The organism is Aeromonas sp. SCS5, assembly GCF_001887375.1.
GTDB classification, from domain to species: Bacteria; Pseudomonadota; Gammaproteobacteria; order Enterobacterales; family Aeromonadaceae; genus Aeromonas; species Aeromonas jandaei.
The window spans coordinates 38,067-50,035 of the sequence record NZ_LFCS01000015.1; the positions used below are offsets into that span (position 1 = coordinate 38,067).

The 11,969-nt window shown below is 57.5% G+C and carries 12 protein-coding genes; 4 read left to right on the forward strand and 8 right to left on the reverse strand.

Annotated features, from left to right (window positions below):
• Positions 1-164: 164 nt before the first annotated feature.
• The 4 genes from galU to BS300_RS18000 all read right to left on the reverse strand — a co-directional run bounded on the left by galU (position 165) and on the right by BS300_RS18000 (position 5,269).
• Positions 165-1,076, reverse strand: a complete 912-nt coding sequence (gene galU, locus BS300_RS17985; RefSeq protein ID WP_041210396.1) for a UTP--glucose-1-phosphate uridylyltransferase GalU — start codon at positions 1,074-1,076, stop codon at positions 165-167.
• 95 nt (positions 1,077-1,171) lie between these two features.
• Positions 1,172-1,492, reverse strand: coding sequence for a helix-hairpin-helix domain-containing protein (locus BS300_RS17990; protein WP_033114923.1), 321 nt, complete (start codon positions 1,490-1,492; stop codon positions 1,172-1,174).
• 338 nt (positions 1,493-1,830) lie between these two features.
• A complete protein-coding gene (pta, locus tag BS300_RS17995) occupies positions 1,831-4,011 on the reverse strand; it encodes a phosphate acetyltransferase (RefSeq protein WP_041210398.1) in 2,181 nt (726 codons plus the stop codon).
• 55 nt (positions 4,012-4,066) lie between these two features.
• The gene (locus BS300_RS18000; RefSeq protein WP_005339118.1) at positions 4,067-5,269 is read right to left on the reverse strand and encodes an acetate kinase; all 1,203 of its coding nucleotides are present in this window, start codon (positions 5,267-5,269) and stop codon (positions 4,067-4,069) included.
• A 304-nt stretch (positions 5,270-5,573) separates the two neighbouring features.
• Here BS300_RS18000 and yfbV point away from each other — a divergent pair, with 304 nt between their 5' ends.
• A complete protein-coding gene (gene yfbV, locus BS300_RS18005) occupies positions 5,574-6,014 on the forward strand; it encodes a terminus macrodomain insulation protein YfbV (protein ID WP_005339116.1) in 441 nt (146 codons plus the stop codon).
• Positions 6,015-6,073: 59 nt separating this feature from the next.
• On the opposite strand, the gene BS300_RS18010 is transcribed toward yfbV, so the two are convergent.
• The 3 genes from BS300_RS18010 to BS300_RS18020 form a co-directional block, all read right to left on the reverse strand.
• Positions 6,074-6,574: a YfbU family protein gene (locus BS300_RS18010; protein ID WP_071914414.1), complete on the reverse strand. Its 501-nt coding sequence runs from the start codon at positions 6,572-6,574 to the stop codon at positions 6,074-6,076.
• 163 nt (positions 6,575-6,737) lie between these two features.
• The gene (gene bcp / locus BS300_RS18015) at positions 6,738-7,202 is read right to left on the reverse strand and encodes a thioredoxin-dependent thiol peroxidase (RefSeq protein ID WP_042031799.1); all 465 of its coding nucleotides are present in this window, start codon (positions 7,200-7,202) and stop codon (positions 6,738-6,740) included.
• 21 nt (positions 7,203-7,223) lie between these two features.
• Positions 7,224-7,757, reverse strand: coding sequence for an ACT domain-containing protein (locus BS300_RS18020; protein ID WP_071914416.1), 534 nt, complete (start codon positions 7,755-7,757; stop codon positions 7,224-7,226).
• 204 nt (positions 7,758-7,961) lie between these two features.
• Here BS300_RS18020 and dapA point away from each other — a divergent pair, with 204 nt between their 5' ends.
• From dapA to BS300_RS18035, 3 genes are all read left to right on the forward strand, one after another.
• Positions 7,962-8,849, forward strand: a complete 888-nt coding sequence (gene dapA, locus BS300_RS18025; protein ID WP_041210403.1) for a 4-hydroxy-tetrahydrodipicolinate synthase — start codon at positions 7,962-7,964, stop codon at positions 8,847-8,849.
• Entirely contained in the window at positions 8,842-9,966 is a 1,125-nt protein-coding gene (gene bamC, locus BS300_RS18030; protein WP_041210404.1) for an outer membrane protein assembly factor BamC, read from the forward strand. The genes dapA and bamC overlap by 8 nt, the downstream gene beginning before the upstream one ends.
• A 159-nt stretch (positions 9,967-10,125) precedes the next feature.
• On the forward strand, positions 10,126-11,229 hold the full coding sequence (locus BS300_RS18035) for a phosphoribosylaminoimidazolesuccinocarboxamide synthase (protein WP_071914418.1): 1,104 nt from the start codon (positions 10,126-10,128) through the stop codon (positions 11,227-11,229).
• A 116-nt stretch (positions 11,230-11,345) separates the two neighbouring features.
• On the opposite strand, the gene BS300_RS18040 is transcribed toward BS300_RS18035, so the two are convergent.
• Positions 11,346-11,948 carry a short chain dehydrogenase gene (locus tag BS300_RS18040; protein ID WP_071914420.1) on the reverse strand — a complete coding sequence of 201 codons (603 nt, stop codon included), beginning with the start codon at positions 11,946-11,948 and terminating at the stop codon, positions 11,346-11,348.
• Between the last annotated feature and the right edge of the window lie 21 nt (positions 11,949-11,969).

Sequence of the window (11,969 nt, forward strand, 5' to 3'; positions counted from 1 at the left end):
CGAGAAACACGCCTCAATCCTTATAGAGCATGTGTGAATAAATTACAACATTATGATTTGCTGAGGATTTATTTATTCTTGATTGATTTTTTGTTGCGCAAATGAAAAAGGAGCATCATTTGATGCTCCTTGAATACCACTATGAAAAACGGAATTTTCAGCTATTACAACTGCTTGACGAACTGCTTCAGCCAGCCGATGAATTCGCCGTTCAGCTCGCGGTGACGCACGGCATACTCCACATTCGCTTTCATATAACCGATCTTGCTGCCGCAGTCGTGGCTCTTGCCCTTCATGAAGTAGGCGTTGACCTGCTCCTGCTCCATCAGCATGGCGATGGCATCGGTCAGCTGGATCTCGTCACCGGCACCGGCAGGGGTTTTTTCCAGCAGCGGCCAGATATTGGAAGAGAGCACATAACGGCCCACTACCGCCAGATTGGAGGGGGCTTCATCGCGTGGTGGTTTTTCGACGATCGCCTGCATCGGCAGGGACATCCCTTCGGTCAGTGCTTCCCCCTTGATGTCGGCGATGCCGTACTTGTCCACTTCACTCTCGGGCACAGCTTCCACCATGATCTGGCTGATCTGGTCTTCTTCAAACATGTGCACCATTTCGGCCAGGTTGTCTTTTTTCAAGTCGCTGGCAACGTCGTCGATCAGCACATCCGGCAGCAGCACGGCAAACGGGTTGTCACCGATCAGCGGGCGGGCGCAGAGCACTGCGTGGCCCAGACCTTTCGCCTCACCCTGACGGACGTGCATGATGGTGACGTCTTTCGGGCAGATTTGTTGCACCTCTTCCAGCAGCTGACGCTTGACCCGCTTCTCGAGGGTCGCTTCCAGTTCGAAACTCTTGTCGAAGTGGTTTTCGATGGAGTTCTTACTGGAGTGGGTGACCAGCACGATCTCTTTGATACCGGCGGCGATCGCTTCGCGCACAACGTACTGGATCAGCGGTTTGTCGACCACCGGCAGCATCTCTTTCGGAATGGCCTTGGTGGCGGGAAGCATGCGGGTACCCAGACCGGCTACCGGGAGCACGGCCTTGCGAACAACGAGAGGTGTCTTTTTCATGGAGAGATATCCAGAGATACAAAGTGGGCCCATGATACCCGAAGAAAAATGGGGCAGCCACAGGCTGCCCCATTTGCATATGCAGTGCTCGGACGTTATTTGACGATGATCATGTCACGGTTGGCTTCCAGCGTGGCCGGGCCGATGCCGTTTACATCAACCAGTTGATCAACTGAGGTAAATTTCCCCTGTTTTTCGCGATAGTCGACGATGGCTTGTGCCTTCTTGTCACCAATTCCCTTGAGGTTGGTGAGCTCGGCAAGGGTTGCCGTATTGATATCCACTTTGCCGCTCTCCTGCTTGGCGGCAACCGTGGTGGCCTGCTTCGGTGCGACCTTGTCTGCCGCCAGTGAGGGCTGGGTGAACAATGGCAGGGCGGACAGCAACATGATGATGGACAAGCTGTTTTTACGCATTTCACACTTCCTTGTGGTGGGGGATTCGTATGGATGATTAACCAGATTTGGAAGGTGTGACGGCTGTCATTTTTTACAGGTATTGAGTGCGGCTTGCTTTGCTATAAGAGATGGCAGTTTTCGACTAACGACAAGATATATAAAGACTTTTATTAGTACATACAAAATGGAAAGTATTGTGTGACAGGGAGCGTAGCGCTCATCGTGCTCTCATACTTTTATCTGTCTGCTCCTGAATCTTCGACTGGTTATGCTGCCTTCAGAAAAATTCCCAACAAAAAAGGCTGCTCACCTTGGGTGAGCAGCCTTTGTGATCGGTTTTTTCAGACTAAAGCTGATTAGGCTTGTTCGTCAGCCTGGGCAGCCTGGATACCGGTCAGGGCGATGGTGTAGACGATGTCGTCAACCAGGGCGCCACGGGAGAGGTCGTTGACCGGCTTGCGCATGCCTTGCAGCATCGGGCCGATGGAGACCAGGTCAGCGGAACGCTGCACCGCTTTGTAAGTGGTGTTACCGGTGTTCAGGTCAGGGAAGACGAACACGGTAGCTTTACCGGCAACCGGTGAGTTCGGCGCCTTGGACTTGGCCACGTTCTCCATGATGGCCGCGTCGTACTGCAGCGGGCCGTCGATGATGAGGTCGGGGCGCTTGGCCTTGGCCAGCTCGGTCGCTTCACGCACTTTCTCTACATCGGCACCGGCGCCAGAGGTACCGGTGGAGTAGGAGATCATGGCGACGCGCGGCTCGATGCCGAATGCGGCAGCGGAGTCGGCGGACTGGATGGCGATCTCGGCCAGCTGCTCGGCAGTCGGATCCGGGTTGATCGCGCAGTCACCGTAGACCAGAACCTGGTCAGGCAGCAGCATGAAGAAGATGGAGGAGATCAGGGAAGAGCCCGGAGCGGTCTTGATGATCTGCATCGGCGGACGGATGGTGTTGGCAGTGGTGTGCACCGCGCCGGATACCAAGCCGTCAACTTCATTGCGCTCCAGCATCATGGTACCCAGTACCACGTTGTCTTCCAGCTGCTCGCGGGCAACCACTTCGGTCATGCCCTTGTTCTTGCGCAGCTCGACCAGACGCGGCACATAGCGCTCGCGCACAACGGCCGGATCGATGATTTCGACGCGATCGGTCAGAACAACACCCTGCTGCTCGGCAACGCGACGGATCTCTTCCGGGTTGCCCAGCAGCACCGGACGGGCAATGCCACGCTCGGCACAGATGGCGGCAGCCTTGATGGTGCGCGGCTCGTCGCCTTCCGGCAGCACGACACGTTTGTTGGCCTGACGGGCCAGCTCGGTCAGCTGATAACGGAATGCCGGCGGGCTCAGACGACGGGAACGGGTAGAGCTGATGGTCAGCGACTCGATCCAGTGTTTGTCGATGTGGCCAGCGACGTAGTCCTGTACCAGTTCGATACGCTCGCGGTCATCTTCCGGAATATCGACGTTGAAGTTCTGCAGGCTGACGGCGGTCTGCCAGGTGTTGGTACCGGTCATCATGATCGGCAGGCCGGTGGCCATGGCCTGTTGGCACAGCGCCATTACCTGCGGCTCCGGATGATAGTTACCGGTCAGCAGCAGGGCGCCCAGCTTGACGCCGTTCATGGCGGAGAGGCAGGCAGAGACGATGACGTCAGAGCGATCGCCAGAGGTGACCAGCAGGCTGCCCGGACGGAAGTGCTCGACCATGTTGTGGATGGAGCGGGCACAGAAGGTCACGGTCTGCAGGCGACGGCTGTCCAGCTCACCCTTGTGCAGGATCTTGGCGGCCAGATGCTTGGCGAGATCCTTGGCGCGCGGGGCGATCAGCTGGGTGTTCCAGGGGATGCAACCCAGGATGCGCAGCGGGCTCTTGCCAAACACTTGCAGCACTTCCAGGTTGTGGGCAGCGTCGGAAGCGTGGTGATGGGCTTCGAACATCTCGGTCAGGTCAGGGCGGGTTACGCCATGCTCGTCAACCGGCGCGCCAACCTTGTTGATAACGCAACCAACGATGCGGGGGTTGTTGACACCACCGAAGTTGGAGCAGGCCAGTTCGATGCGCTCTTTCAGCTTCTGGCTGGAGTCATGGCCCGGGTGGGTCACGAATACCATGTCGGCATCCAGCGCCTTGGCAACGTCGTAGTTCAGCTTGTTGGCAAAGGGCTGCTTGTCGGTCGGCACCATACCTTCGACAACCAGCACTTCGGCACCGCTGGATTTTACGTGCTCTTCGAAACGGGCAACGATCTCTTCCAGCAGGATATCGGTGTTGCTGGAGCTGATCATGTTCTCGGCGTAGGAGAGGGTGAAGGGCTCGGGCGGATTGATGTTGGCAGCTGCGCGGATAACGGCGGTTGAGCGCTCGGCACCGGTTTCACCCGGACGCGGCTGGGCAACCGGTTTGAAGAAGCTGACATTGACACCGTGACGCTCCATGGCGCGAACAACGCCAAGGCTTACGGAAGTTACGCCGACACCAGTGCCGACCGGGATAAGCATAATAGTGCGTGCCACTTTATACCCCTTGTTCATTTTTTGGGATCAGGAAAAGGCCGCCCTGGTGGGCGGCCTCGAGTTACTGCGTCAATTAAGCGCCGACCAGTTCCAGCGCGTCGTGGGCGATAACCCACTCTTCGTTGGTCGGGATTACCAGAGCCTTGGTAGAACCAGCCTTGGTGATCTCGCCACCCTTGCCGAAACGAGCCTTCAGGTTGGCGTCGTGATCGACGTCAAAGCCCAGCAGGCCCAGCTTGTTCAGGGTGATTTCACGGATCGGGGCGGAGTTTTCACCGATACCACCGGTAAAAACAACGGCGTCCAGACGACCGTCCATGGCGGCAGCATAGGCGCCGATGTACTTGGCCAGGCGATAGCAGTAAACGTCCATGGCACGCTTGGCTTCTTCTTTGCTGTCGTAGTTGTCTTCAACAAAACGGCAGTCGGAGGTCACTTCGGTCAGACCCTGCAGGCCGGACTCTTTGGTCAGCATGGTGTTGATATCGGCCACGCTCATGCCCAGCTTGTCGTGCAGGAAGAAGATGATGGCCGGGTCCAGATCACCGGAACGGGTACCCATCACCAGACCTTCCAGCGGAGTCAGGCCCATTGAAGTATCAACAGATTTGCCGTTCTTGATGGCGCAGACGGAGCCGCCGTTGCCCAGGTGGCAGTTGATGATGTTCAGCTCTTCAACCGGCTTGTTCAGCTGCTTGGCAGCTTCCAGACTGATGTAGTAGTGGCTGGTGCCGTGAGCGCCGTAGCGACGGATGCCGTTCTCTTTGTAGAGCTTGTACGGCAGAGCGTACAGGAAGGCTTCTTCCGGCATGGACTGGTGGAACGCGGTATCGAATACGGCCACGTTCTTGTCAGCCAGCGCCGGGAATACGCGGCGGGCTTCACGGATACCGATCAGGTGAGCCGGGTTGTGCAGCGGCGCGTACGGAACGGCGGCTTCGATGCCGGCGATCACGTCGTCACAGATAACGACGGAAGAGGTGAAGCGCTCACCGCCGTGAACAACACGGTGACCGATGGCGATCAGGTTCTTGGACAGTTCCGGATTGAGCGGCAGGATCTTGTTGACGATGAAGTCCAGCGCTTCCTGGTGAGCGGCACCAGCGCCCAGATCGGCACTGCCTTTCTCGCCATTCAGTTTCCACTTGATGCGGGCGTCGTCGAGGTTGAAGCACTCGGCCAGGCCGGACAGCAGGTCATCACCGGTGGTTGCGTCAATGACAGCAAACTTCAGGGAAGAGCTGCCACAGTTAAGAACAAGAACCAGCTTACTCATGAATAAATCCTATCGCAGATTGGGTTGTGTAGGCGGATGCGTTGGACGCCGGACGTCCAAAAACTTTCAACTTATCCTTATGAGGGTTGGCAATCTGTTGCTTGCCCCTTGTATAGTGATACAAGACCCGAAATCCAGACGTCCCTGACAGGTCAATAGCAAGATGCTTTTGACGCAAAAATGGGCGTACAAAGGATAACCCGATTGTTGAAAAATAACAAAGTCATCCTCAACCTTTGTTACTTTGCATCAAATTTTGTCGAGGTTTTGCCGTTAGTACGTTCAAAAAGCGCTCGGAGGTAGTATGAGCATGAACATTTTTGGAACTAAGTTACAGCAAGGCCGCCATTATATGACGCTTTGGCCGCGCCGTCCCGAGCTCAATTCGATGTTTCCTGAAAATCGGGTGATCAAGGCGACCGAATTCGCTCTCAAGGTGATTCCGGCGTTGGCGGTGCTGAGCGTAATGCTGCAGTTCCAGTTTGGGGAGCTGCACTACTGGCCCTCCGTCATCACTTCTGTGCTGTTTTTGCTCAGTTTGCCGCTGCAGGGTTACTACTGGCTCGGTCAGCGGGCCGACACCCGTTTGCCCCCTTCGTTGGCGAGCTGGTATCGGGAGATCAACGGCAAGATGAACGAGCAGGGTGGTCGTCGTCAGCTGGTGTCACAACCCCGCTATGAAGAGCTGGCCGATACCCTCAAGGCCGCCTTCCAGCAGCTCGATAAATCCTTTCTCTACGAATAACCCGATTCAGATGCAAAAAGGCGCCAGTGGCGCCTTTTTTGTTGCGGTCGGTGTGCGGATCAGGCCGCCAGTACCTTGCGGATCTCCTGGATGGAGAGCTTGTACTGACGGGGACACTGGCGCCATATAGTCAGCATCCGCTGGTACTTGTCGCGCATGGCGATGTCGCTGGAGAGCTCGTCGCACGGGCACTTGAGCTCGGGGAAGCGCTTGTCCACTTCCAGCAGGAAGCAAACATAGTCGGCCAGTTCACGCTCCTGACTGCGGCTGTAGCCGTTGAACTCCAGCCGGCTGGCGTTGATCTCGCCCTGATCGGCCGCATCAAGATTGCCCCATGAGATGGCCAGTGCGTGGTGCAGCTCCAGGGTATCGATCACCTCCTGGCAGGTCGCCAGATCCAGATGGCCGAAGCTCTTCTCCAGCTCGAGGATCTGCAGGCAGTAGCCGCGCTCGATGATGGTGCTGGCGCGCTGGTAGAAGTCCGCTTTCTCCGGATTGAGTTTCGCCAGAATTTCGTACTGGTTGCTCAGGATCAAACGCTCAGTGTTGCTCATATTCATGGGATATCTCGCTGGAAGATGATTCTGGGGTCACGTTAACCCATATATAAAATGAATTTTTTGATCTGGGCGGGGGAGTTGGTGAGAAAAATCTTCAGGCAAGGGATGGCTTGCCTGCACAAAAAGGCCTGCGTGGCAGGCCTTTCAATAATGCAGGGGAGGGTTACCCCTTGAGGAAATCCAGCACCACCTGATGGTGATCGCTGGTCTTGAACTTGTCGAAGTGGTGGGCAATCTTGCCCTCTTCGTCGATCAGGAAGCTCTGGCGGTGAATACCGTCATACTCCTTGCCCATGAACTTCTTCGGACCCCAGACGCCAAAGGCATCGGCGACGGCGTGATCCTCATCGGCCAGCAGGGTGAAGTTGAGCTGATCGCGCTCTTCGAACTTTTTCAGGCGTTTGGCCGGATCCGGGCTGATACCGAGCACTACCACATTGAGGGCGGCCAGCTCGGCGTTCACGTCACGCAGGCTGCAGGCCTGGGTGGTGCAGCCGGGGGTCATCGCCTTGGGGTAGAAGTAGACCAGCACTTTTTTGCCGCGCAGGGAGGAGAGTTGCAGCGGATTGCCGTTCTGGTCGGGCAAAGTGAAGTCGGGGGCGGGGCTGCCAGCTTGTAATGGTTGCATGGGGTCTCCTTGAGTGAGTGCTCAGGCGTGTTTGCGATTGACGATAAACTCGAACGATTCTGCGCCCAGTTCACGACAGAATCCGGCGAAGGCGGTCTGCGACCGTTCAACCTCTCCCTCTTTGGCCAGATTGAGCTGGAAACTCATCTTGAGCAGGTTGAATGGCTGCTGTTCCAGGGTCATGGACTGCATCGCCTGAATGTTCCAGCCATGTTCGCTGAAGAACTGGGTGCATTGGCTTACGATGCCCGGCTCGTCACGGATCAGGATCCCGACGCTGGCGCTCACGTCATAGTGGAGCGACTGGTGGCGCTCGGTGCGCTTCATCATGGTGATGAGGTCCCACTCCTGGCTGCGCAGGGGGAGGCTGATCTCGAGTTGCATCATGCTGTTCCAGTCGCCCGAGAGCAGCATGATAAAGGTGAATTCATTGCCGAAGATGCCAAGACGGCTGTCCACAATGTTGCAACCACAGCTACTGACGTGACGGGTCACTTCATTGACGATGCCAGGCCTGTCCGTGCCGATGGCCGTTACGACCAGATAGTGAGTCATAAATCTTCTCTCGTCCGTTATGTATCTTGAAAGCCGCACAGGATTGCCGATTTTCGGGCTGTTGATGGCCCGCCGCGAGGTGCTCCTCCGACTCTCATTTATTGCTTTTTGTGGCCGATGGTATCACGGCTTGTCCCCTCTCTCCCTTGTTTTTCAAAGGGGGCAGCTTTACCATTACGGCCCTGAAAATCGGGAGAAATATCCATGTTGCGCGGTAGTATTGTTGCCCTCGTTACCCCTATGCTGGCTTCAGGTGAAGTCGATTGGGCCAGTCTGGCCAAGCTGGTCGAGTATCATGTCAGCGCCGGAACCAGCGCCATTGTCGCGGTTGGTACCACAGGGGAGTCGGTGACCCTGAGCGAGCAAGAGCACATTGCCGTCGTTGAAAAGACCGTTGAATATGCTGCCGGTCGCATTCCTGTCATTGCCGGCAGTGGCTCCAACAATACTGCCCACGCCATCGAACTGAGCAAACGCCTGGCCAAAACCGGCGTGGTTGCTGGTCTCTCGGTGACCCCTTACTACAACAAACCCACTCAGGAAGGTCTCTATCGCCACTATTGTGCGATCGCCGAGGCTAGTGGTCTGCCCCAAATTCTTTATAATGTGCCCGGTCGCACCTGCTGCGATCTGAAACCGGAGACCGTGGCCCGTCTGGCCAAGGTGCCCGGTATTATCGGCCTGAAAGAGGCAACCGGCGATTTGAGTCGCACCCCGCTGCTGCGCGAGCTGTGCGGGCCGGATTTTGCGCTCTACAGTGGCGACGATGCCACTGGCTGTGATTTTATGCTGCAAGGCGGTGATGGTGTCATTTCGGTCACCACCAATATTGCAGCGGCCCAGATGGCCGACATGTGTCGTGCTGCGCTGGCCGGTGATGCCGGTCTGGCCCACGACATCAACAATCTCTTGATGCCGTTGCACAAGACTCTGTTCTGCGAACCGAGCCCCACCCCGGTGAAATGGGCCTGTGCCCAGCTGGGATTGATTGCAACAGCAACCTTGCGTCTGCCGCTGGTTGAACTCTCTCCCGAGGGTGAACAGCAGATGGCGCGAGCACTGACCACTGCGGAGTTGATGGCGAGTGTTTAAATCAAATGGAAAGGGAAATAGTGCCCGTCTGGTGCTGACTGTTGCGACCGCCGCTGTGCTGGCCGCGTGCAGCACGCCCCAGGATCGCAAAATGGCCAACCGCGACTTCGGTTATGAAGATGCCCGCCTCGAGGGCCGTGCATTCCTGATCCCGTCAGGATTGAGCGCCCCCGCCTTCAACAGCCAGTTCGATATTCCGCCGTTGCCAGAGAGCAGCCGTGACGGTGCCCTCGGCGCCAAGATCGACGTGCGTCCGCCCGCCCAGCTGCTGACCGTGGTGCCGGGTAGCCAGGTCGTCCAGAATGCCAGTGAACCGACCATTGCCTACTATGCCCTGAGCACCAGCCAGAGCGTGGAGCGCGACACCTGGTCGTTCCTGATGAACTTCCTGGCCAAGTACAAGGTCACCACCGAGAAGCTGGACCAGCAGGCCGGCGTGCTGCAGACCGGCTGGTTTGACAACACGGTCGCCCTCGATGGCTGGGGTGAAGATGACGACGATTTCAAAATCCGTCAGCGTTACCAGTTCACCGTGCGCAACGATGCTGCGCGCCACGCCGTCAACATGTCGGTACGGGTACTGGATCACGAAGAGAGCTTCGATGGCGAGACCACTACCCAGCTGAGCCCGGCTGAAGCGCAGCGTTATGCTGTGCGGGTGCTCAACCAGTTCTCTCTCTATTACGACAGCCAGCTCAAGTCCCGCGAACAGCACAAGTCCAACGAGGGCATGGGGCTGGAACTGGGTCTGGACAACAACGAGCTGAGCGCCTGGATTGCCGATGGCTCCTTCGAGCAGGTATGGCGCCGTCTCAACCAGGTGCTGCCGGGCTACGGCTTCGTCATCAAGGATACCCAGCAGTCGCTGGGCTGGATCGACGTCGAGTATGAAGCCCCGTCCGCCGAGTTCTGGAAGGCGAAAGGGAGCGAGCCGTTCAAACTGGAAGAGGAGAAGTACCGCTTCCAGCTGGGTGAAATGGCAGGAGGCAAGACCTCCATCACCCTGTTCGACAAGGACAAGAAGCCGGTGTCGTCCGGGGTTATCTCCCAGATGTACATCAGCATGTCCGAGGCGTTTGCCAAAGGACTGGCTGCACAGGCAGCAAAATCAGAATAAATACAGGGGCCTTGTGCCCCTGTTTTTTTATCTCTGCACGGCTGGCCAGCCACTCAATGTGGATGCTGGCGTGCAGGGCATGGATTGATTACCCCCAACGAGAGCGGAGCTTGCGGCTCCTCTCTTAATACCCCCCACAAACAGGAAGTGTTATTAGCCATGAGTCTTGCAGACCAAGTATTGGCGGTGAATGACGATTTGCCGATCCGTACCGATAAGCCTGTCCATTCCGGTAAAGTGCGTAGTGTCTACTGGCTGACCGCCGCAGACAGCGCCCGTCTCATCCGCGAGAAGGGTTATGACGTGCCAGCGGATGCGCCGCTCGCCATCATGGTGATCAGCGACAGGATCTCTGCCTTCGACTGCATCTGGCAAGGTGTGAACGGGCTGAACGGCGTACCGGGCAAAGGAGCGGCGCTCAACGCCATCTCCAGCCACTGGTTCAAGCTGTTCAAGGAGAAGGGGCTGGCCGACAGCCACATTCTTGACATCCCGCACCCCTTTGTCTGGATCGTGCAAAAAGCCCGTCCGGTGATGATCGAGGCGATCGCCCGCCAGTACATCACAGGTTCCATGTGGCGTGCCTACAAGGATGGCGAGCGCGAGTTCTGCGGCATCACCCTGCCGGAAGGGCTCAAGAAGGATCAGAAGCTGCCGGAGATCCTCATCACCCCGTCCACCAAGGGCGTGCTGAAAGGACTGGATGGCGTGCCGGAAGCCGATGACGTCAACGTCTCCCGTGCCGATATCGAGCGCCACTACCAGGGCTTCAACTTCAGCAAGCCGGCCGATATCGACCGCTACGAAGTGCTGCTCAAAGAGGGCTTCAACGTCATCAGCGACGCGCTGGCCGAGCTGGATCAGGTGTTCGTCGATACCAAGTTCGAGTTTGGCTACGTCCACGATGCCGCCGGCAACGAAAAGCTCATCTACATGGATGAAGTGGGTACACCCGACAGCTCCCGCATCTGGGATGGCGCGGCCCTGCGCGACGGCCAGATCGTCGAGAAGTCGAAAGAGGGTTTCCGTCAGTGGCTGCTCAACCACTTCCCGGATCCGGACATCCTGCTCAACAAGAACCGCATGCCGGAACGCTTCGCCCTGGCCCGCGACAACAAGCTGCCGACCGAAGTGATGATGGACATCTCCAGCACCTACGTCGGGATCGCCGAGAAGATCATCGGCCACAAGCTGGAACTGTCGGCCAACCCGAAGCAGGAGATCATCGATGTCCTGCGCGCGCAGTACGGTCTGATCGACTAAGGGTTTCGCTCTTTTTTGTCATCAGGAAACAAACGTTTGCTGATGATGAAGAAGAGACGCAGAGAAACAGACGGGCCCCATTGCGGGGCCCGTTTTTTGTATCCGACGCACGGCGATCAGCCGTTGACCTTGAACACCTGGCCGGTCTGGATGCCCAGCACCGACTTCTTGTAGGCCTGCGCCACTTTGGCGGCGGGCACCGGCACGAAGCCCGGGAAGAAGTCGGCGTATTTGTCCATCGACTCCGCCAGCACGGTCGGGCTTACCACGTTGATGCGAAGGCCCCTGGGCAGCTCGCAGGCGGCCGCTTTGACGAAGTGCTCTATGGCGCCATTGATGGTGGTCGCACTCGCCCCCCAGTTGATGGGCTCTTCGCTCAGGATGCCGCTGATCAGGGTGATGGAACCTTTGTCGCTCAGGTGGGGGATCGCGGCACGGGTCAGGTTGATCTGGCCCATCAGCTTGCTCTGAAGCCCCACCTGCCACTGCTCGTCGGTCATCTCGGTCAGGGCGTTGAAGGCCACGTTGCCGCTGGCCACTACCAGCGCATCAAACTGGCCCAGCCCGGCGAACAGCGCCTTGATGGAGGCCGGATCGCGCATGTCGACCGTGGCATCCCCCTGGCTGTGGCCGACCCGGATCACCTGATGATCTTTGGCAAGCAATTCGCTGACGGCAGAACCTATGGTGCCGGACGCACCCACAATCACAATCTTCATCTCTGTCACTCCTCGGTTGGG

Excerpts from the sequence above, each read along its gene's own strand:
- galU (WP_041210396.1), bottom strand. The coding sequence starts at position 1,076 with ATGAAAAAGACACCTCTCGTTGTTCGCAAGGCCGTGCTCCCGGTAGCC.
- BS300_RS17990 (WP_033114923.1), bottom strand. The coding sequence starts at position 1,492 with ATGCGTAAAAACAGCTTGTCCATCATCATGTTGCTGTCCGCCCTGCCA.
- pta (WP_041210398.1), bottom strand. The coding sequence starts at position 4,011 with ATGAACAAGGGGTATAAAGTGGCACGCACTATTATGCTTATCCCGGTC.
- BS300_RS18000 (WP_005339118.1), bottom strand. The coding sequence starts at position 5,269 with ATGAGTAAGCTGGTTCTTGTTCTTAACTGTGGCAGCTCTTCCCTGAAG.
- yfbV (WP_005339116.1), top strand. The coding sequence starts at position 5,574 with ATGAGCATGAACATTTTTGGAACTAAGTTACAGCAAGGCCGCCATTAT.
- BS300_RS18010 (WP_071914414.1), bottom strand. The coding sequence starts at position 6,574 with ATGAATATGAGCAACACTGAGCGTTTGATCCTGAGCAACCAGTACGAA.
- bcp (WP_042031799.1), bottom strand. The coding sequence starts at position 7,202 with ATGCAACCATTACAAGCTGGCAGCCCCGCCCCCGACTTCACTTTGCCC.
- BS300_RS18020 (WP_071914416.1), bottom strand. The coding sequence starts at position 7,757 with ATGACTCACTATCTGGTCGTAACGGCCATCGGCACGGACAGGCCTGGC.
- dapA (WP_041210403.1), top strand. The coding sequence starts at position 7,962 with ATGTTGCGCGGTAGTATTGTTGCCCTCGTTACCCCTATGCTGGCTTCA.
- BS300_RS18035 (WP_071914418.1), top strand. The coding sequence starts at position 10,126 with ATGAGTCTTGCAGACCAAGTATTGGCGGTGAATGACGATTTGCCGATC.
- BS300_RS18040 (WP_071914420.1), bottom strand. The coding sequence starts at position 11,948 with ATGAAGATTGTGATTGTGGGTGCGTCCGGCACCATAGGTTCTGCCGTC.